Below are 20,732 nucleotides of genomic sequence, written 5' to 3'. Positions count from 1 at the left end.
CCTACCGACGCGCACACCACAACCCGCCGCCCCCACCTACCACGAGGACGGCCCATTCCCCCCGACACCGATCATCCTGCGCCAACGCGAACTGGGCGGCTCCCTCACCCGGTTCGCCCAGGCGAGGACCCTCCAGGCCCCGGACGGCACCGGCTTCCCGGACGCCCAGCGCGCCGCCAACGCCATCGTCGCCGCACACCCCACCCTGCGCCTGCGGCTCCACACCCAGCACGGAGTGTGGACCCTCCGCACCGAACCCACCCGCGACATCACCGTCGTACGCCCGGACACCACCGACGCGACGGCCGTCGCGGACGAGGCCGCCGGACGGCTCGACCCCGAGTCGGGCGAGGTCGTCGCCTTCTCGTGGCTGGAGGCGAGCCGGACCCTGGTCGTCACCGTGCACCACCTCGCCGTCGACGCCGTGTCCTGGCTGATCCTGCTGGACGACCTGGCCACGGCCCTGCGCGGTGAGCCCCTGGCCCCGCCGACCACCTCTTACGCCGAGCACGCCGAAGCACTGACCCTCCAGTCGGCCCAGGCCGTCGACGACCTCGGACACTGGGTCACCACGCTCAAGGCGCCCCGACTCACCCCCGTCGTCGGAGAGTTGCGGCAGACCACGGTCGTGCTCGCCCCCGACGTGAGCGACCGCCTGACACGCACCGCCCCCGCCGCACTCGGCACCGGCCTCACCGAGCTGCTGTGCGGAGCCCTTCGCACCGCGCTGACCCACATCCAGTCCTCGCCCACCGACCTCGCGATCGACCTGGAGCGGCACGGCCGCGTCCCGGTGCTGGAACACCACGACTACACCCGTACGGTCGGCTGGTTCACCGCCATCGCGCCGGTACGCCTCACCGCGCACACCGACCCCGTCGCAGCCGCCCGCGAGGTCGCCGAACGCCAGCCGGACGAGCGCGCCCACGTCGCCTACGGACAACTCAGGTATCTCAACCCGCAGACATCCCCACTGCTCGACACCGCCCGCCCGCAGGTGCTGTTCAACTACCTCGGCCGGGGCAGCGAGTCCCGGGCGGTGCATCTCACCGGCGGCGACCAGGGCAGCCCGTACGCCGTCGAGGTCAACGCCTGGCTCGACGAGGCCACCGGCAGCCTGCACACGGAGTTCACCCTCGCCGAGGGCATCCCCGACGAGATCACCGAGCACTGGCACCGCGCCCTCCAGCGCATCGCGGACGCCGCCACGACAGCGGAGCGCACCGCACCGGTCACCCCGCTCCAGCGGGGCCTGTTCTTCCAGGCCCAGATGGCGGGCTCGGCCGGGCACTACGTCGCCCAGAGCTGGTTCACGTTCGACCGGCGCCTGGACACCGGCGCGCTGGCCGAGGCGATGGCGTACGTGATCGCCCGGCACCCGGTCGTGGGCGCGGGCTTCACGACCGACTCCGACGGCAACCCGGTCCAGGTCCTCAAGGCCGGCCGGCGGGTCGACGTCCGCACGGTCGCGTTGGCGGCGGACGCCGAGGTCGACGCCCTGCGGGCCCGCGACCGCGACACGGGGTTCGACCCGGGCGAGCCACCGCTGATCCGGCTGACCGTGGTGCGGCTGCCCGGCGACCGTGACGGCCTGCTGCTCAGCTACCACCTGCTGCTGTGGGACGGCTGGTCCCGCGAGATCATGCTGCGGGACCTGTTCGACGCCTACGAGGCCGCCGTCGCGGGCGAACCCCTCGACGCGGTCCCGGCCACGCCGAGTTTCGAGGACTACGCCCGGGCGCTCGACGCCAAGGACTCCGCCGTCTCGGAACGCTTCTGGGCGGAGCACCTGGCCGGCCTCCCCGGCCCCACATTGCTCGCCGGACCGGCGCCGTCCTTCTCGGACGACCTGCCGCGCGCCCTCGTGCACACGCTGTCCGCCGAACAGTCCGGCCTTCTGCGGGAGGCGGCCAGGACGCACGGCGTCACCCTGAACTCCGTGCTGACGGGCGCGTTCGGTCTCCTCCTCGGCGCCCACACGGGCCGCAGTGACGCCGTGTTCGGCGTGACGGTCTCCGGCCGGGAGGGCGAGGGGCTGTCCGACATCGTCGGCGTGCTGCTCAACACCGTGCCGATGTGGACGCGGCCCCGGCCGGACGACACGGTCCGCGACTACCTCTCGGCCGTGCAGAGGGCCAGGGTCGAGGCGATGGAGCACGAGCACCTGGGGCTCGGCGAGATCCAGCGGGCCAGTGGGCACGACACCCTGTTCGACAACCTGTTCGTGCTCCAGAACTTCCTGGACATGGACGCCTTCGCGGAGATGAACGCCCGGCACGGCATCACCTCGGTGCAGGCCGACGACTCCACCCACTATCCGTTCACCTGGGTCGTCACGCCCGGCGACCGGCTCACCGTCAAGCTGGAGTACCGGGACGGGGACACCGGGAACGCCCGTCGCCTCCTCGACGACTACCTGCGCGTCCTGGAGGACCTGACCCGCTCGACCGGGCCGGTGGGCGCGCTGCGGGGCCTGGGCCCGGAGCCCTCGCGGGGCGAGCGCACGGACGTCGGCACGGACACCGTCGTCGACCGGTTCGACCAGGCGGCGGACCGCGCACCGGATCGGGTCGCGCTCGTCGCTCACGGCTCGACGATGACCTTCGCCGAACTCCGGGACCGCAGCCGCGCGGTGGCCGGCGTGCTGGCCCGGCGGGGCATCGGCCCCGAGACGAACGTGGGGCTCGCGATCCCGCGCTCCCTCGACTCGATCGTGGCGCTGTTCGCTGTACTGAGGGTCGGCGCCGCGTACGTGCCGCTGGAGCTGGACCACCCGGACGAGCGGATCGCCGCGATCGTCGAGGACGCCCGCCCGGAGGTGATCCTCACCGTGAGCGCCGTGTCGCCCCGGCTGGCCTCGCTCGACGCGGACCTGATCGAGCTGGACCGCCCGCTGCCCGAGGCCGAGCCGTATGTGACGTTCGCACCGGACGACCCCGACCGCCTGCGGCACCCCGCGTACACGATCTACACCTCCGGCTCGACCGGCAAGCCCAAGGGCGTGGTGACCGAGTACGCCGGGCTCACCAACATGCTGATCAACCATCAGCGCCGGATCTTCGAGCCGGTGCTGGCGGAACACGGCCACCGGATCTTCCGCATCGCGCACACCGTGTCGTTCGCGTTCGACATGTCCTGGGAGGAGCTGCTGTGGCTCGCCGACGGGCATGAAGTGCACGTCTGCGACGAGGAGTTGCGCCGCGACGCGCCCCGGCTGGTCGAGTACTGCCTGGAGCACGGGATCGACGTCGTCAACGTGACCCCGACCTACGCCCAGCAGTTGGTGGCCGAGGGACTGCTCGACAACCCGGAACGCCGGCCGCCGCTGGTGCTGCTCGGCGGCGAGGCCGTCACGCCGACGCTGTGGCAGCGGCTCGCCGAGACCGAGGGAACGGTCGGCTACAACCTCTACGGACCCACCGAGTACACCATCAACACCCTCGGCGTCGGCACCTTCGAGTGCGAGGACCCGGTGGTGGGCGTCGCCATCGACAACACCGATGTGTACGTCCTGGACCCGTGGCTGCGGCCCCTGCCGGACGGTGTCCCCGGCGAGCTGTACGTGTCGGGCATCGGCATCGCGCGCGGCTACCTCGGGCAGCCCGCCCAGACCGCGCACCGCTTCGTCGCCTGCCCCTTCGGGGAACCCGGCGAGCGCATGTACCGCACCGGGGACCTGGTGGTCCGCCGGCCCGACGGCAACCTGATGTACCTGGGCCGCACCGACCAGCAGGTCAAGATCCGCGGGCACCGCGTCGAACTCGGCGAGGTGGAGGCCGCGTTCGCGGCACACCCGGCGGTGCGGTTCGCCGCCGCGGTCGCCCAGCCCGACCCGCAGGTCGACGGCTCGTACCGGCTGGCCGCCTATCTGGTGCTGGGCGGGGCGGAGTTGGCGACGGTAGCCGCCGAAGTCGGCGCCGGACTGCCCGACTTCCTGCGTCCCACGCACTACGCCCAGGTCGACAGCATCCCGCTCACGGTGAACGGGAAGGCTGACACCAAGGCTCTGCCGGAGGCCAAGCCGCTGGGCGCGCTGACCACGGTGGGGGAGCGGGGGCCCGAGACCGAGACCGAGACCGTGGTGTGCGAGTACTTCGCCGAGGCACTGGACCTGGACGACGACGAGGTGAGCGCGGTGAGCGACTTCGTGTCCCTCGGAGGACACTCCATGCTGGCGGTGCGGCTGATCGGGCTGCTCCGCCGCGAGTACGGTCCCGTCATCACGATCCGTGATCTGTTCACCCTGCGCACCCCGGAAGCGATTGCCCGCCACCTCGATGACAACTCCTGACACGCAGCGGCCCCGCTCGGGGTCCGACATCCTCCGCACCGCCCTGCGCCGCAACGTCGGCGCCATGGCCGGCGGCACCCTCCTCATGGGTATGTACCAGGCGGGCGAGACGGCCTTCCCCATCGCGCTCGGCCTGATCGTCGAGCACACGATGCGGGACCGGAGCCTCGGCGCGCTCGGCCTCTCGATCGCCGTGCTGGCCGTGATCATCACGACCGTGTCGCTGTCCTGGCGGTTCGGGATGCGCATCCTCCAGAAGGCCAACACGACGGAGGCGCACCGCTGGCGCGTCAAGGTCGCGGCCTGCGGACTCCAGCCGGTGGCCAGGGACGTCGACCTCAAGTCCGGCGAGGTGCTGACCATCGCCACCGAGGACGCCGACCAGACCGCCGACATCATCGAGGTGGTGCCGCTGCTGATCAGCTCGCTGGTCGCGGTGGTGGTCGCGGCGGTCGCGCTGGGCCTGGCCGACATCCGGCTCGGCCTGCTGGTGATCGTGGGAACGGTCGCGATCCTGTCGTGCCTGAGCGTGCTGTCCAAGAGGATCGGCACCAGCACCCAGGAACAGCAGGCCCGGGTGGCGCGGGCGGGCGCGAAGGTCGCCGACCTGATCACCGGGCTGCGCCCGCTGCACGGCTTCGGCGGCAACCACGCGGCCTTCCGGTCCTATCGGGAGGTCAGCACGGAGGCGAAGGTCCAGGCGATCACCGTCGCCAAGGTGAACGGCGCCTACGCGGGCACCGCGCTGGCCCTCAACGCGGTCCTCGCCGGCGCCGTGACGCTGCTGGCGGGCTGGCTGGCGTTCGACGGCCGGATCAGCATCGGCGAACTGGTCATGGCCGTGGGGCTGGCGCAGTTCATCATGGAACCGCTCAAGCTGTTCTCGGAGATGCCCAAGTACGTGATGATGGCGCGCGCCTCGGCCGAGCGCATGGCACTGGTCCTGACCGCGCCGCCGGTGATGACGCCGGGATCCGAACGCCCGGCCGAGAAGGGGGACGTGGAGATCGACTGCGTCCGGTACGGAACCCTGCGCAAACTGAAGTTCCAGGTGGCCGCAGGGGAGTTCGTGGCGATCGCCGCCTACCAGCCGCGTGCGGCGGCCGACCTCGCGTCGATCCTGGCCGTGAACGTCCCGCCCGGCGCGTACGAGGGAACGGTGCGGGTCGGCGGGCGGGACCTCGCGGACCTGTCGGTCGAGGCGGTCCGCGAGCACGTGCTGGTGAACCCCTACGACGCGGAGATCTTCGCGGGGACGCTCCGCTCGAACATCGACCCGTCGGGCACCAGCCGCATGGTCCCCGAGGCCGTCGAGGCGTCCATGCTGACCGACGTCGTCGCCCTCCACCGCGAAGGCCTCGACTACGGCGTCCGCGACCGTGGCGCGAACCTCTCCGGCGGACAGCGCCAACGGCTCTCCCTGGCCCGCGCCCTGGCCGCCGACAGCGACGTCCTCGTCCTGCACGATCCGACGACGGCCGTCGACGCGGTCACGGAACAGCTCATCGCCCGCAACGTCGCGAAGCTGCGCCGGGGCCGCACCACCATCGTCCTCACCAGCAGCCCGGCCCTCCTGGACGCCGCCGACCGGGTCCTGGTCGTGGACGACGGGGTCGTCACGGCCGAGGACACGCACCGGAACCTGTTGGCGACGGACGAGAACTACTGCTCGGCGGTGGCGCGTTGACGCGCCCCTTCAGGGGCGCGGGGCTGTCTCGATGTGCGGCTCCGCCGCGCGGGCGCGACCAGCCCCCACCGGCCCGCGGATGATCACGCAGACTCCAGTGCCCAGGCGACATCCCTCAGCAGGGCATGCCGCCACCCCACCCGATCATGGCCGGAGGCCGACCGCGAAACCCGCACGGTCGCCCCGGCCTGCTCGGCCAAAACCTCCACCGCCTCACAATGCGGCAGCATCCGCGTCTCATGCTCCCCGAGATCGAACGCAACGCGCAGCCCCGACAGATCCGCCCCCTCCCGCAACCGCGCAGCGATCGCACCACCCACCGGACCCCCCAACGGGTCCGCCGCACCCATCGCATCGGACGTCCACCAGAACGACCCCGACTGACAGGCCACACGCGACACCAGCTCCGGAAACTCCAGCGCCGCGTACATCGCGCTCAGCCCGCCGAGGCTCTGCCCGGCGACCACCAGCCGGTCAAGCTCGACGGTCACCCCCGACTCCGCCACCAGCGGCAGCAGTTCGTCCCGGACCGCCTCCCACAGCTCCGGCCGGCACGCGAACTCGGCCTCCCTGTCCTTGGCCGGCAGGAAGACGAGGGTGACCGGCGGCATCTCCGCACTGGCGACCGCCGAGTCGAACGCGGTCATGGCCGGGTGCAGATACAGCCAGTCGTCCCCGTCGAGCAGCAGGACCACCGGCCCGCCACCGCCCGCCGGGTGCACGCGCACGGTCCGCCGCCCGCCCAGCATTTCACTGGCCCAGCGGATCCGGGTGCGGGGGAGGGGAAGCACGCCGTCGGCGCCGACGGCGGGCCAGTGCGGCTGGGCCGGCGCGTCCGGCGTCGCGGCGATGGAGCGGTCACCGCCCGCGCCGACCGGGTTGAAGGGATCGGCGTACGCCTCCTCACCCACACGGAACTGGTACGTCACCCGCAGCCGCGCGCGCATGCGCACCTCGGCGTACCAGCAGTCCGTGTCGCCGAACCGGGCCAAGGGCACCGGCTCGGACCAGCTCTCGAAGTCGATGCTCGCCGCATCGGACCCACGCCACAGGAAGAGGGTCGTCCAGCCGTCGCCGTCGGGTATCGACGCGGGTGTCCGCGCGGCCGCCCAGAACTCGTCGGTGCCGGGTGTGCCGGGCAGTCCGAACGCGGCGAACGTGTCTTCCCCCACCAACCTCATCGAACGTCTCCTTGTGGAGCGGAAAGCGAGAAGGCTAAGCTCACTTGCGATTAGGCGAGCCTAACCTAATTTCACAGGAGGCACCGGCACATGAGCACCAACCCCTTCGACGACGCCGACGGCCGTTTCCTCGTCCTCGTGAACGACGAGGGCCAGCACTCGCTCTGGCCGTCCTTCGCGGATGTGCCCGGGGGCTGGACGATCGCCTTCGAGGAGAACACCCGGGAGGCCTGCCTGGAGTACGTCGAGGCCAACTGGACCGATCTGCGCCCCCGTTCCCTCGCCGAGTCCATGGACGCCTGACGCCCGATGCTCTGCACCAGACTGACGAACGCCCGCTTCGTCACCATGGACCCGGCCCACCCCGTCGCCCACGACCTGGGCATCTGGAAGGGCCGGATCGTCGGCCTGGACGAGGCCGTGACCTCGCTGCCCGCACGGGAGGTGATCGACCTTCAGGGCGCCACCGTGCTGCCCGGGTTCATCGACGCCCACGTGCACCTGGCCTGGACCGGCTTCAAGCAGAACACGCCGAGCATCGCGGGCCGCACGCGGATCGACGACGTGCTGGCCGTCGTGGAGGAGGCCGTCCTGCGGAAGGGCTCGCCCGGCGCCTGGGTGAGCATCGCCGGCTACGACCAGCGGGCCCTGGGCCGTCATCTGACCGCCGCCGAACTGGACCGGGTCAGCCACGGACACAAGGTGTTCGTGCTGCACGACTCCGGACACGGCTGCGTCGTCAACACCGCCGTCCTGGACCTGCTCCCGGCCGGTGTCCCGCACGAGGACGGCTTCCTCGCCGAGGGCGCGATGGGCGCCGCCCGCGCGCTGCGCCTGCCGTACTCCCAGGAGGAACTCGCCGAGGCGATCGGACGCGCCGCCCGGACCTGCGTCGCCGAAGGCGTCACCGCCTGCGCCGAGGCAGGCATCGGCGGCACTCTCTTCGGGCACAGCCCGGTCGAACTCGGCGCCTACCAACTCGCCCGCGATAAGAGCCTTTTGCCGCTCCGGGTGCAGCTCATGGTCGCCGCGGACCGGCTGCGGCCCGTCGCCGCGCACGAGGCCGACGGCATCCCCAGGGCCCTCGACCTCGGCCTGCGCACGGGCTTCGGCGACGACTGGCTCTCCGTCGGCGCCCTGAAGATCTACACCGACGGCGGCATGATGGCCCGCACGGCCGCGCTGAGCAGCCCGTACGAAGGGCTGGATCACACGGGCCAGTTGCAGGACGACCCGGAGACGCTCACCGAGACGATCGTGGCCGGCCACCTCGCCGGCTGGCAGCTCGCCGTGCACGCCATCGGCGACCGTGCGGCCGACGTCGCCCTCGACGCCCTGGAACGGGCCCAGCACCTGCGCCCGCGCCACGGAGTGCGGCACCGCGTCGAACACGCGGGCCTCATCCGCCCCGACCAGCTCTCGCGCTTCGCGCGGCTCGGCGTGAGCGCGGTCGTCCAGCCCAACTTCCTGCGCTACTTCGGTGACGACTACGCGGCGATCATGGGTGAGGAGCGGGCGCCGTGGCTGTACCGGGGCAAGGCGTTCCTGGACCACGGCATCACCCTCGTCGGCAGCTCCGACCGGCCGGTCACCGACGGATCCCCGCTGCGGGCCGTCCAGTTCATGGTCGAGCGCGCCTCCGAGTCCGGCCAGGTGATCGGCCCGGACGAGGGCATCACCGTGGACGAGGCGCTGCGCGCCTACACCGTCGCCGGGGCCTATGCCTGCCACTGGGAGGACAGCGCCGGCAGCCTCTCCCCGGGCAAGCGCGCCGACCTGGTCGTGCTCGGCGACGACCCGCGTCGCGTCGACACCTCCCGCATCGGCGACATCGAGGTCGTGGCGACGTACGTCGACGGTCGCGATCGACGCGACGGCGGACCCGAAAGCGGGGAAGGGACGCCTTGAACACGGTCACGCCCCGCCCCGCACCGCCGTTGCCGCGCGCTCCTCTCACAGCGACCTCCGTCGTACGCCCCGCCCGCCCCCAGGACGCCGCCGCACTCGCCGCCTTGTCTCAGCCCTTCGTGTATTCGGGGGAGTTACGCCGACGACCGGCCTCGCTCTATGCCGCCCACGCGCCCGACTTCGTCGTGGCCGAGGGACCCGACGGCGCCCTGGAAGGCTGCCTGGCCCTGCGCGTACACGCGGCCGACACGGAGGGGAGTCGCGGCCCCGCGGGCGTTCTCTACAACTTCTGCGTGGCCCGGCACCGGCAGGGCAGCGGACTGGGAGGCCGGCTGCTGCGTGCCGCGGTGGCCAGGGCGCGCGCCCAGTCGGTGGGCTCCTTGTTCACCGCGACGGTCGGCGGCGGCAGCCTCTTCCTGCGGCACGGGTTCGCCCCGGCTGGTGTGCGCCTCGCGCCTGCGGCCTGGGCGACGTCCCTGGACCCGCGCCGCAACGCGCGCATCCTCGCGCGAACCCTGTGACGGCGGCGGATCCTCAGGCGGAACTCGCCCCGGCGCACGGGATGTCGGAGCCGCGCTCCGGCAGAACCATGGTGCCGGGGCTGTTCCGGCCCAGTACGCCCCGCAGCAGTGCGTGCGGTACACGGCCGTCGAGCACGTGCGCCCTGTGCACGCCGCCGCGGACGGCCCGCAGACAGCCCTCCATCTTCGGCAGCATCCCGGCCGCCAACCCTGGCAGCAGCGCAGCCAGTTCATCGGCCGTCAGCCGCTCGATCACCTCGGTGCCGTGCGGCCAGTCGGCGTACAGTCCCGCCACGTCGGTGAGCACCACCAGACGCGCGGCGTCGAGGGCCACGGCCAGGGCCGACGCCGCCAGATCGGCGTTCACGTTGTAAACCTGCGCGTCCTCGCCGCGGGCCACGGGGGAGACCACGGGGATGTGCCCCTGCTCAAGGAGCGTGCGCACCGCGCGCGGGTTCACGTCGACGACATCGCCGACCAGACCGATGTCCACCGCCCGGCCGTCCACCCAGGCCGGCCGCCGTACGGCCGTCATGGTGTGTGCGTCCTCGCCCGTCATCCCCACCGCGAGGGGGCCGTGGGCGTTGATGTGGCCGACCAGCTCCCGCTGGACCCGGCCGGTGAGCGCACCGCACGGATCCTTAAACGAGCATCACTTAGCTAAGCCTAGCCTAATTAAAGATCCAGTCGACCGGGGCATCCAGACTCGGCTGGATGCCTGCAAACAGATAACTGTTGACAGTTGGCAAGTGGCGTCCTACCGTCACTCCATCGACATCGGGCCGCCTCCCAGAGGCGGGCCGGATCGCACAGGAGGAGCAGTGGAAACCAGCACGCAAACCGGTTCGGCCACAGAGCGCCTCGGCGCTCTCGGCTTCACGCTTCCCCGCGTCGGCGGCGACTCGAAGTACGTGAACCACCGGACGGTCGACTCCAGCGTTCACGTGTCGGGCCAACTGCCCTACAAGGACGGTGTACTGCTGGGTCAGGGCATCGTCGGCCGGGACGTCGGGGTGGAGGCGGCCAGGGGTCTGGCGCGTCAAGCGGTGGTGAACTGCCTTGCCGCCGCCGTGGACGCGGTGGGTGATCTGGACCGGGTCCGGATCGTGCAGATGCTGGTCTTCGTCGCCAGTATGCCGGAGTTCGGTGAGCAGTCGAAGGTCGCCGACGCGGCCAGTGACCTGCTCTTCGAAGTGCTCGGCGAGAACGGGCGGCACGCCCGTACCGCCATCGGCGTCGCCGGACTGCCCCGGAACAGTCCTGTGGAGATCCAGATGATCTGCACCGCGGTGTAGGGCGCGGACCACCAGAACCGCGGGGGCCACGCGCGCCATCCATCCGTCCCTCATCGACATACACCGATAGGTAAGGAGTGCAGCGTGCACCGGCTCCAACGAGCACTCGACGCGCTGGTCGAGCGGGTGGACACACCCGCGCCCATCGTCCTGATCGACGTCGTGCAGCGGAACATCGACCGGATGCAGGGCTTCGCCGCCCAGCACGACCTGCAGGTCAGACCTCACGTCAAGACGCACAAGTGCGTGGAGATCGGCAGGCTCCAGGTCGAGGCGGGGGCCGTCGGGATCACCGCCGGCAACGTCGGTGAGGCGGAGGTCTTCGCCGCGGCCGGCTTCGACGACATCTTCCTCGCCTACCCGGTCTGGCCCGCGGGCACCAAGGGCGAGCGGATCCGCCGGCTCGCCGGGACGACCCGGCTCCGCGTGGGCGTCGACAACGTCGCGGCCGTCGAGGCGCTCGCCGACGCGATGGGTGACGAGCCCGGACGACTCGAGATCGTGGTCGAGATCGACTGCGGTGCCCGCCGTTCGGGGACGCCGCCCGAGGGCGCCGGCGATCTCGCCCTCGCCGCCCGCAAGCGCGGCCTCGTGCCCGTGGGCGTCTACACCTACCCGGGACACGGCAGTTCCGCCCCGGACGCTCGCGAGCGTGCCGCGCGGGACCAGGAAGTCGCGCTGGCCACGGCGGTGCGCAGCTTCGCCGGCGTCGGGGTGACAGCCGAGGTGGTCAGTGCCGGCTCCACGCCCACGGTCGCCTTCTCCACCAGCGATCTCATCACCGAGATCCGTCCTGGCGAGTACGTCTTCTGCGACATGGACAACACCCGGCTCGGCGCGTGCGACGAGGACCAGATCGCGCTGTTCGTCGCGACCACGGTGGTCAGCGACCGGGTTCCGGGCCAGGTGATCCTCGACATCGGCACCAAGGCCCTCGGCCGCGACGGCGACCCGCAGCGCGGATACGGCCGGATCGCCGGCCGGACGTCCGTCCTGTCGAAGCTCAACGAGTACCACGGCTTCCTCGCCGTGCCCCCCGAGGAGCCGCGGCCCGGTGTCGGAACCGTCCTCGCGATGGTGCCCAACCACGTGTGCCCGATCGTGAACAACTTCGAGGAACTGATCGTGACCGACTCGCAGGGCACGATGCCGCAGCGCTGGTCGGTCGCGGCCCGGGGCCGTCTGAGCTGACCGGCCGTGCAACGATGCCGCCCACCTCCCCGCCCAACCGAGAAGGAAATGGCTGACATGAGACTTGAGAAGGTCACGGCGCTGGTGACCGGAGCCAGTAGTGGAATCGGGGAGGCGGTGAGCTCCCACTTCCGCCGGGAGGGCGCGCGGCTGCTCCTCACCGGCCGCAGGGAGCAGTTGGACACCGCCCGGCCCGACGACCTGTACGTCCCCGGTGACCTCAACGACGAGGCGTTCGTCGCGAGCCTCGCTCAGCGGGCCGCCGAGTCCCTGGGGGCCGTCGACGTCGTCGTCATCAACCACGGCCTGCAGGTCAGCAGCCCGCTCACCGAGATGGCGTACGAGGACGCGAAGAACGTGCTGCACAGTAACCTGCTCAGCGCGTTCCTGGTGATGAAGCACTTCGCGCCGCTCATGCCCGAGGCCGGGGGCTCCTTCGTCTGCGTCGGCTCACGGCTCGGCATGGTCGGCAAGCCCGAGGAAGTGCTGTACTCCGCTGCCAAGGGAGGCCTCATCATGCTGGCCAAGGGCGCGGCCATCGAATGGGCCCCGCGCAACATCCGCGTCAACGTCGTCGCTCCGGGCCTGACCGTCACACCCGTCATCGAGGCTTCGTTCCAGCGCAGGCCCGACCCCGAGGCCTACCGCCGCGAACGTGAAGGACAGATACCGCTCCAGCGCCTCGCCACCCCCGAGGAGATCGCGAACGCGGTCCTGTTTCTCGCCTCGCCGGAGTCGTCGTACATCACCGGAGCGGTCCTCCCCGTGGACGGCGGCTACACCGCCTTCTGACAGCGCCGCCCTCAGCGACCCCGCCCACCGTGCGGCAGACGTTGCGCGGGGAGCGGGACATCGCTCTTTTCGCGGTATGCCCTCGGCCGATCTCAGCGCGTGGAAGCCGGCTCCGCGTCACTCTCGCTGTCCCGGCTGGTCAGAACGGACACAGCGTCGTCGAAGTGCTTCTTCAGCGCCTCCAGCGCGCCCGCGGTGTTGCCGTCCCGGATCATCTCGCTGATCTTGCGGTGCGTGCCCTCACCCGGGCTTTCGCCTTCCTGATGATGCCGAGCCTCCTCGGCGGTGAGGGCGCCGACGCACAGCCGGGTCTCGGAGATCACCGTGCTGAACATGCGCTGGAGTCGCCGGCTCCCGGAGGCGGCTACCAGGACGGTGTGGAACTCCAGGTCGTGCCTCTTCACCGCTTCCCAGTCGCCGGCCGCCTCGGCGGAATCCATCGCCCTGACGTTCCTGTCCAGTTGCCTGAAGGTCTCCTCCGACTTGCCGGAGGCGATGACGGACTGGGCGGCCGCGGACTCCAACGCCGTACGAGCCAGGTAGATGTCAGCGACGTCTTCCTTGGTGAGCACCGGGACCGAGACCCTCCGATGAGGTTCGCCGCGGAGCAGCCCCTCCTGGATCAGCCGCTGGAGCGCCTCACGGATCGGCCCACGGCTCACCCCGAAGCTCTTGGCCAGTTCCACCTCGCTGAGCTGTGTACCGGGCGCAAGGGCGCCTTCGATGATGTCCTCTCGAAGGCGCTCGGTCACCATCGAGGCGAAGGTCTCGCGAGGCAGTCGGGTCGGCCTTGCAGACTCTGAACTCACAAGGCTTCCCTCTCGTCGGTCACGTTCCGTCGCGCAGTGCCCGGAGCGCTCGCAACTGTCTCCGCGGTCTTTGCTGTGTCTGCGCGCTCGCGTCGGCTCTTCTTCACATCCAGGCCCTGTCCGATCATGGTAACGCCGAGGCGTGGCCACTTGTCAAATGTCAACAGTCAGCAGACGTCCATGGTCCTGATCATGTTGCAGGGGCCTGCTGCGCCGCCCGGCGCCCTGCTCGGAAGGCTTGATACGTGGATCTTCTTGGAGTTGTCCGCCTAATGGAGCGGACATGCGCTGAGCGGCTATCCCGGTGGCTGATCCGCGGTGATAAGTCTTCAGCGACTTTTCGCGAGCCACACCCACCCGCGCTGCCGATCAGAGGGTGGCGCACAGGTGGCTGACCGCGTCGTACGCGCGCAGCGCGGGCGCGGCGGCGTCCGTTCTCAGGAGCGCTCCGGCGGCTCGTTCCCCGGAGGACAGGGCCGGGAAACGGGAGTGACCCAGTGCCGGATCAGGTTTACGACGTGGGCCATGTCGTCGATGCTCAGTCCGCGGCCGTCGACCAGGGCGAGGTCGCGCTCGTCGGCACGCAGCATGTTGGGGCCCATGACCGGCCTGGCGGCGGCGTGCGCAAGCCAGGGGTGCCTACGCAGCGTCTCCCGGTACCGGCGGGCGAACGTGGCCAGATCCGCACGGGCGTCCCCGGTCGGCTCCTGCGCTTCAAAGCCGAGGGCCTGATCGATCACCACGGCGTACAGGTCTTCTTTGTTCGGCAGATACCGGTAGAGCGTCATCGCGCCGGTGCCCAGTTCCCCGGCAGCCGGTCAGGAAGTCGGCGTTCTTCAGCACGTCCAGCTTCTGCAGCTTCGGCACGGCGATCCCCGGCTCGCCCTGACGCGTGGTGATCCTCACCCCGCCCGCGCTGCCGTTCGCGAGCGCAGCAGAGAGCGGTCCAGGCCCGCGGTCATGCGCTGCTTCAGGTCGGCGACGAACGCCTCGACATGTCACCGGCCGCATGTGCGCGGAATACCCCGTTCACAGACGGAGGCAGCGACCGTCGGAGTGAGCCGCCATCGACCGGATGTGCAGTCCGCTGTGCTTGCCACCGAGCCGGTCGAGGCCGGCCCGGCCCTGCGTCCAGTCGTCCTCGACGCCTCTGCGACCAGAGCACCGCATGGTCGAAGCCGGTAAGTACACGTTCTGGTGGGACAGGGGGTCGTCATGGCGCAACGCAGAGTTGTCGTCACCGGAATCGGTGTCGTGGCACCGGGAGGCACCGGAACCAAGGCGTTCTGGGAGCGCATCACGTCCGGCAGAGCGGCGACCCGTGCGATCACTGCCTTCGACCCGGCCCCGTTCCGTTCGAGGATCGCCGCTGAGTGCGACTTCGATCCGATCGTCGCCGGGCTGAGCGAGCAGGACGTCCGGCGCCTCGACCGGGCCGCGCAGATGCTGATGATCGCCGCTCGGGAAGCGCTCGCCGACAGCGAGCCGGGCATCACCCACGACACGGCCCACCGGACCGGGGTCAGCATCGGCAACGCCGTCGGCCTCACCCAGAAGCTGGAACGGGAGTACCTCGCCGTCAGCGACGGGGGCCGAGAATGGACGGTCGACCCCGCCGCGGCCTCCGAGTACCTCTACGACTACTTCGTGCCCAGCTCCCTCGCCGCCGAAGTCGCCTGGTTCGCCGGTGCCGAAGGTCCCGCTTCGGTCGTGTCGGCAGGCTGCACCTCGGGCATCGACGCCACCGGTCACGCCTGGGAACTCATCCGCGAGGGCAGCGCCGACATCATGATCGCAGGAGGAGCCGACGCCCCCGTCGCACCCATCACTGTGGCCTGCTTCGACGCGATCAAGGCCACCTCGTCGCGCAACGACGAACCCGAGTCCGCCTCGCGCCCCTTCGACAGCACCCGCAACGGCTTCGTACTCGGCGAAGGCGCGGCCGTCCTGGTCCTGGAGGAGTTCAGCCGGGCCCGGCGCCGTGGCGCCCACATCTACGCCGAGATCTCCGGATACGCCTCGCACGGCAACGCCCACCACATGACCGGGCTGCGTTCCGACGGGCGGGAGATGGCTGCGGCCATCACCTCCGCGCTCGACCGCGCCCGGCTCGATCCGACCGCCGTTGACTACGTCAACGCCCACGGCACGGCGACCCAGCAGAACGACCGGCACGAGACCGCCGCCCTCAAGCGCAGCCTGGGCGCCCACGCGTACGCCGTGCCCGTCTCGTCCATCAAGTCCATGATCGGCCACTCACTGGGCGCCATCGGCGCGATAGAGATCGCCGCCTGCGCGTTGGCCATGGAGCACGGGGTCGTACCGCCGACCGCGAACCTGCACCGGCCCGACCCCGAACTCGACCTGGACTACGTACCGCTGACCGCCCGTGAGCAACGGCTGGACACCGTCCTCACGGTCGGCAGCGGGTTCGGCGGGTTCCAGAGCGCGATGGTGCTCAACCCCCAGGACAGGAGGGCCGCGTGACCACCGCCGTAGTGACCGGAACCGGGGTCGTGGCGCCCAACGGCCTGGGGACCGAGGAATTCTGGTCGGCGACGCTGCGGGGCGAGAACGCCATCACGCCGATCGACCGGTACGACACGGCGCTCTTCCCCAGCCGGCTGGCCGGCCAGGTGCGGGACTTCGAAGCGGCCGGACATCTGCCGTCGAGGCTCCTCCCGCAGACCGACCGCATGACCCGGTTCGCGCTCACCGCGGCCGACTGGGCGCTCGCCGACGCGGCCCTGGACACCGGGGAGGCGGACCGGACCGGCCTCGGCGTCGTCATGGCCGCCGGGGCCGGCGGCTTCGACTTCGGCCAGAAGGAACTGCAGAACCTTTGGGGCAAGGGGCCTGACCATGTCAGCGCGTACATGTCCTTCGCCTGGTTCTACGCGGTCAACACGGGCCAGATCTCGATCCGGCATGATCTGCGCGGTCCCACCGGGGTACTGGTGGCCGAACAGGCCGGTGGCGTCGACGCCATCGCCCAGGCCCGGCGTGCCCTGCGCGGCGGGGCCAGGGCGGTCCTCACCGGCGGCATGGAATCGTCCCTCTGCCCGTACGGGATGGCCGCCCGCATCGCCGCCGGCCGTCTTTCCACCCGCGACGACCCCCGGCGCGCCTATCTGCCCTTCGATCCGGACGCCGACGGCCATGTGCCGGGCGAGGGTGGAGCGGTGCTGGTGCTGGAGGACGAGAGCCGGGCCCGGGCGCGCGGAGCGACCGTGCTCGGTGAGATCGCCGGGTACGGAACCGCTTTCGACCCGCCGCCGAACTCCGGACGGCCCGGAAACCTCGGCCGCGCCGCCGAACTCGCCCTCACCGACGCCGGACTCACGACCGACGACGTCGACGTCGTCTTCGCCGACGCCGACGGCTCCGCCGAACGGGACAGCGCCGAGGCGGAAACCCTCGTCCGGCTCTTCGGCCCGTACGGCGTGCCGGTCACCGCGCCCAAAACCATGATCGGCCGCCTCTGCTCGGGCGGCGCCCCCCTCGACGTCGTCCTCGCGCTGCTGGCCCTGCGCGAGGGCGTGATTCCCCCGACCACCGGGGTCACCCCGGGCCATCCGCTCGACCTGGTCCGTGATCGGCCCAGGCCCTTCGACGGCACCACCGCTCTGGTACTGGCCCGCGGAAACAACGGATTCAACAGCGCCCTCGTACTGCGCGGGCGAGGAAAGGACCTCAAGTGAGCGAGCTCACCCTGTCCCGCCTGGTCGACATCCTGCGCGAGTGCGCGGGCGAGGACGAAGCCGTCGCCGCCGAAGGCCAGGATATCGGTGACGTCGAACTGGAGTACCTCGGCTACGACTCGCTGGCGGTAATGGAGGCCGCGAGCCGCGTCAAGCGCGAGTACGGCGTCGAACTGCCGGACGACGCCCTGGCGGAGATTCGTACCCTCAACCGGTTCGTGGGCGCCGTCAACGAGGCCCTGGCGTCTGCCGCGGCACAGCGGTCCGCCTGAGCCGGTGGATTCGATGGACCGGCTCTTCATCGCCGCCACCGGCAGCTGGTTTCCTTCCCGGGTCCGCACCGAGGATGCCGTCGCCGACGGCCGGTGCTCCGCGTCCCTCGCGCGGAGCACCGGCAGTGTCTCGGTCGTCGTCGCGGGGGAGGAGTCCGCTCCGCAGATGGCCGTCGGCGCTGCCCGCAGGGCGCTGCAGAGGGCGGGGGCGGCTCCCGACGACATCAGCCTCGTGCTGCACGCCAGCTTCTTCCACCAGGGGCATGATCTGTGGGCTCCCGCCTCCTACGTCCAGCGGGCAGCCCTCGGCAACAGCTGTCCCGCCATGGAGGTCCGGCAGGTATCCAACGGCGGCATGGCCGCACTCGAGCTGGCCTCCGCCTACCTTGCCGCGGACGCTGGGCGCTCGGCGGCTCTGATCACCACGGCGGACAAGTTCTGCCCGCCCGGCTTCGACCGCTGGCACAGCGACCCCGGCACGGTCTACGGAGACGGCGCCACCGCCCTCGTCCTGTCCCGCCACCGCGGCTTCGCCCGCATCCGCAGCCTTGCGACCGTCTCCGTGCCAGAGCTGGAAGGGATGCACCGGGGCGACGATCCCTTCCAGGACATGCCGTTCGGCCATCGCCCGCAGGTGGACCTGGAGGCCTGCAAGCGGGCCTTCCTGACCACCACGGGGGTCTCCTACGCGGTCTCCAAGGTCGCCGCCGCCCAGGAGGCCGTCGTCAAGCAGGCCCTGGCCGAGGCGGAGCTCGAACTCGCCGACATCGACCGGATCGCCCTGCCCCACCTGGGACGGCGCCGGCTCCAGGCCGCCTACTTCGGCCCTCTGGGTATCGATCCGCAGCGCACGACCTGGCCCTGGAGCCGACAGGTCGGGCACCTGGGCGCCGGTGACCCCTTCGCCGGACTCGACCATCTGACCGTCTCGGGGGCCCTGGGCCCCGGCGACACCTGTCTGCTGGTCAGCGTGGGAGCCGGGTTCACCTGGTCCTGCGCCGTGCTTGACGTACTGGAACGCCCGGAGTGGGTGGAGCGGCCGTGAACCAAGGACCGAACGGATACGGAGGGTGGGGACAGTGGCGAACCGTCGGGAGATGGTGCTACTCCTGCCGGGGCAGGGGGCACAGCACGTACGGATGGCTGCGGGGCTGTATGGCAGCGAACCTGTGTTCACCGCGGCCATGGACGAAGTCCTCGATGCCATCGACACCTTCGCGGCGGGCGAAGGCAAGCGGCTCAGAGCCGACTGGCTGACCGACCGCCCGTCCGTGGACCTCGACCACGTCACCCGCTCCCAGCCGCTCCTCTTCGCCGTCGACCTCGCGCTGGGCCGGCTGGTGCTGAGCTGGGGCGGGCGCCCCGACGCCCTGCTCGGCCACAGCATCGGCGAACTGGCCGCGGCCGTACTGGCCGGGGTCTTCACTCTGCGGGGCGCGACCCGGCTCGTGTGCGACCGGATCAGGTCGCTCGCCGCCGGTCCGCCGGGCGGCATGCTCGCCGTCGCCGCCACACAGGAGGAGGTCAAACCGTTCCTCGGCGGTGACGTCGTCGTGGGCGCAGTCAACGCACCGCGGCAGACCGTCCTGGCAGGCCCCGATCCCGCGCTGGAAGTCACCCGGAAGGAGCTGGCGGAGCACGCGTTCACCTGCCGGCGGCTGCCGTCCCTCAGCCCCTTCCACAGCCCCGCACTGGCTCCGGCCGTCGCCGGAAGCGAGCGGGTGATCGCCGCCCTGCCCATCGCGCCGCCGGAGCTCGTCCTGCAGTCCTGCTACACCGCCCGGCCCCTGCGGTACGAGGATGTCTCCGACCCCGGCTACTGGGCGCGGCAGCCCGTCGCCCCGGTGCTCTTCTGGCCCGCGCTCGACGCCCTGCTCGCGGGGCGGGACACCGTCGTGGTGGACGCCGGCCCGGGGCAGACGCTCGCCCAGCTGGCCCGGCGTCACCCGGCCGTACGGGCCGGCCGCAGCACGGTCGTGCCGATGCTCCCGGCCCGTCCCGGCCCTCCCGAGCAGGACCGCGCCTTCGTCGCGGCCGCCCGGGAGAGCCTCGCCGAGCACGACCTCATCGGCGCACAGTCGCGATGACGTAGCGCACCGGGGTGCTGATGGTCAGCGGCCCGTCACCGTCCCGCATGGCGTCGAGGGCGGTGATGAGGCGTTCCCGCAGTCGTGCGCTCTCCTGCTCGGGCAGATGCGTCCACAGCAGCCGCATGCCCTGGGTGTGGGACCAGTCCACCCACGCCTCGCCGGAGACGGCGACCAGCTCGACCGGTTCGTCGACCACCTCGACGTCGGTGAACCCCGCTTTCTCCATGGTGCGCCGTAGATCCGTGGCCTGCCCCAGCCAGCTGTTGAACCGGCGCTGCAGCGCCTCCGGCTGCCACTCGGCCGGCAGGTTCGCCAGCAGTGACCGAGGGATCAGCTCGGTGAACACCGGGGGCAGGAACGGGAACGTGTCGTCCGTGAATACGGGGCTCGTGAACGCGATCCGGCCGCCGTCAGCCAGCAGACGTGCGTAACGGGCCAGCGCCGTCGGGGCGTCCGGCAGGAAGATCAGGCTGTAGCTGCCCAGCACCAGATCGAAGGAGCGCGGCGGCAACTGAGGCCGCTCACCGTCCATCACCCGCAGCTCCACCTGTGCGGCGCCCAGCCGCTCCGCCTCGCGCCGTGCCTCCTCCACCATCGCCGGCGCGATGTCGATGCCCAGCACGGAACCGGTGGGCCCGGCCATCGAGGCCGCCGGAAAGAGAGCCGCGCCCCGGCCGCAGCCCACGTCGAGCACCCGGTCGCCGGACCGCGGCGCGGCGCGTTCGACCAGTCGCCGTCCCATCGGGGTGAAGAACTCGACGCCCATCCTGTCGTAGTGGGTGGCTGCCCGGTCGAACGCCTGGGCGACCTCAGCCTTGTACGCCGTGTCGTCTACCTTGCCGTCAGTGTTCGCTGCCATAGGGCGCAGCGTGCTGATGGCCTCTCGTACCCGCGTCGCGCCCGGCTGGAAAGCCGCTCCACCGCCCCTACAGCGGAAGCCGAGGCAGGCGACAGCCGCCACGCCTAGCGTGGGCGCCCGTCACCTGGCAGACAC

17 protein-coding genes and 1 pseudogene are annotated in these 20,732 nt (G+C 71.2%); 13 read left to right on the top strand and 5 right to left on the bottom strand.

Annotated features, from left to right (window positions below):
- Both CA983_RS01605 and CA983_RS01600 read left to right on the top strand, forming a co-directional pair.
- Positions 1-4,291: non-ribosomal peptide synthetase (locus tag CA983_RS01605; RefSeq protein ID WP_143645430.1), on the top strand; the 4,291-nt coding region annotated here is incomplete at its 5' end.
- Positions 4,278-5,978: an ABC transporter ATP-binding protein gene (locus CA983_RS01600; protein ID WP_086599051.1), complete on the top strand. Its 1,701-nt coding sequence runs from the start codon at positions 4,278-4,280 to the stop codon at positions 5,976-5,978. The genes CA983_RS01605 and CA983_RS01600, both read left to right, overlap by 14 nt.
- An 83-nt stretch (positions 5,979-6,061) precedes the next feature.
- Here CA983_RS01600 and CA983_RS01595 read toward each other — a convergent pair whose 3' ends face one another.
- A complete protein-coding gene (locus CA983_RS01595) occupies positions 6,062-7,159 on the bottom strand; it encodes an alpha/beta hydrolase-fold protein (RefSeq protein ID WP_086599050.1) in 1,098 nt (365 codons plus the stop codon).
- 90 nt (positions 7,160-7,249) lie between these two features.
- On the opposite strand from CA983_RS01595, the gene CA983_RS01590 reads away from it, so the two are divergent.
- From CA983_RS01590 to CA983_RS01580, 3 genes are read left to right on the top strand one after another with little or no spacing between them, the layout of a single operon-like run.
- Entirely contained in the window at positions 7,250-7,462 is a 213-nt protein-coding gene (locus CA983_RS01590; RefSeq protein WP_086599049.1) for an MbtH family protein, read from the top strand.
- 6 nt (positions 7,463-7,468) lie between these two features.
- Positions 7,469-9,067: an amidohydrolase gene (locus CA983_RS01585; RefSeq protein WP_086599048.1), complete on the top strand. Its 1,599-nt coding sequence runs from the start codon at positions 7,469-7,471 to the stop codon at positions 9,065-9,067.
- The gene (locus CA983_RS01580; RefSeq protein ID WP_086599047.1) at positions 9,064-9,588 is read left to right on the top strand and encodes a GNAT family N-acetyltransferase; all 525 of its coding nucleotides are present in this window, start codon (positions 9,064-9,066) and stop codon (positions 9,586-9,588) included. Before CA983_RS01585 ends, CA983_RS01580 begins: the two co-directional genes overlap by 4 nt.
- A 13-nt stretch (positions 9,589-9,601) precedes the next feature.
- Here CA983_RS01580 and CA983_RS01575 read toward each other — a convergent pair.
- Positions 9,602-10,213: pseudogene (locus CA983_RS01575) on the bottom strand (amino acid kinase family protein); the annotation flags it as partial.
- 196 nt (positions 10,214-10,409) lie between these two features.
- On the opposite strand from CA983_RS01575, the gene CA983_RS01570 reads away from it, so the two are divergent.
- The 3 genes from CA983_RS01570 (at position 10,410) to CA983_RS01560 (ending at position 12,866) form a co-directional block, all read left to right on the top strand.
- Complete coding sequence (locus CA983_RS01570) at positions 10,410-10,883, top strand: RidA family protein (protein WP_086599046.1); 474 nt, start codon at positions 10,410-10,412, stop codon at positions 10,881-10,883.
- A gap of 84 nt (positions 10,884-10,967) precedes the next feature.
- Positions 10,968-12,074, top strand: coding sequence for an alanine racemase (locus tag CA983_RS01565; protein WP_086599045.1), 1,107 nt, complete (start codon positions 10,968-10,970; stop codon positions 12,072-12,074).
- A gap of 57 nt (positions 12,075-12,131) precedes the next feature.
- Positions 12,132-12,866, top strand: coding sequence for an SDR family NAD(P)-dependent oxidoreductase (locus CA983_RS01560; RefSeq protein ID WP_086599044.1), 735 nt, complete (start codon positions 12,132-12,134; stop codon positions 12,864-12,866).
- A gap of 92 nt (positions 12,867-12,958) precedes the next feature.
- Here the strand turns inward: CA983_RS01560 and CA983_RS01555 are convergent, their stop codons facing one another.
- Positions 12,959-13,621 (bottom strand): GntR family transcriptional regulator, encoded by a 663-nt coding sequence (locus CA983_RS01555; protein WP_086599043.1) that lies wholly within the window; start codon positions 13,619-13,621, stop codon positions 12,959-12,961.
- 491 nt (positions 13,622-14,112) lie between these two features.
- Entirely contained in the window at positions 14,113-14,463 is a 351-nt protein-coding gene (locus tag CA983_RS01550; RefSeq protein ID WP_086599042.1) for a TetR/AcrR family transcriptional regulator C-terminal domain-containing protein, read from the bottom strand.
- 427 nt (positions 14,464-14,890) lie between these two features.
- On the opposite strand from CA983_RS01550, the gene CA983_RS01545 reads away from it, so the two are divergent.
- Genes CA983_RS01545 through CA983_RS01525 form a run of 5 tightly spaced genes read left to right on the top strand, consistent with a single transcriptional unit; the run spans position 14,891 to position 19,735 of the window.
- On the top strand, positions 14,891-16,162 hold the full coding sequence (locus tag CA983_RS01545) for a beta-ketoacyl-[acyl-carrier-protein] synthase family protein (protein WP_086599041.1): 1,272 nt from the start codon (positions 14,891-14,893) through the stop codon (positions 16,160-16,162).
- On the top strand, positions 16,159-17,376 hold the full coding sequence (locus tag CA983_RS01540) for a ketosynthase chain-length factor (protein ID WP_086599040.1): 1,218 nt from the start codon (positions 16,159-16,161) through the stop codon (positions 17,374-17,376). The genes CA983_RS01545 and CA983_RS01540 overlap by 4 nt, the downstream gene beginning before the upstream one ends.
- Positions 17,373-17,648: an acyl carrier protein gene (locus tag CA983_RS01535; RefSeq protein WP_086599039.1), complete on the top strand. Its 276-nt coding sequence runs from the start codon at positions 17,373-17,375 to the stop codon at positions 17,646-17,648. The genes CA983_RS01540 and CA983_RS01535 overlap by 4 nt, the downstream gene beginning before the upstream one ends.
- A gap of 13 nt (positions 17,649-17,661) precedes the next feature.
- Complete coding sequence (locus CA983_RS01530; protein WP_086599038.1) at positions 17,662-18,693, top strand: ketoacyl-ACP synthase III family protein; 1,032 nt, start codon at positions 17,662-17,664, stop codon at positions 18,691-18,693.
- Between the two features lie 52 nt (positions 18,694-18,745).
- A complete protein-coding gene (locus CA983_RS01525) occupies positions 18,746-19,735 on the top strand; it encodes an acyltransferase domain-containing protein (RefSeq protein ID WP_086599037.1) in 990 nt (329 codons plus the stop codon).
- On the opposite strand, the gene CA983_RS01520 is transcribed toward CA983_RS01525, so the two are convergent.
- Positions 19,713-20,597: a class I SAM-dependent methyltransferase gene (locus CA983_RS01520; protein ID WP_086599036.1), complete on the bottom strand. Its 885-nt coding sequence runs from the start codon at positions 20,595-20,597 to the stop codon at positions 19,713-19,715. The genes CA983_RS01525 and CA983_RS01520 overlap by 23 nt on opposite strands.
- Positions 20,598-20,732: the final 135 nt, after the last annotated feature.

It is taken from the genome of Streptomyces swartbergensis (genome assembly GCF_002148965.1).
Classification (GTDB): domain Bacteria; phylum Actinomycetota; class Actinomycetes; order Streptomycetales; family Streptomycetaceae; genus Streptomyces; species Streptomyces swartbergensis.
Note: the sequence above shows the minus strand (reverse complement) of the source record. Positions and strands in the feature narration are given on the sequence as shown.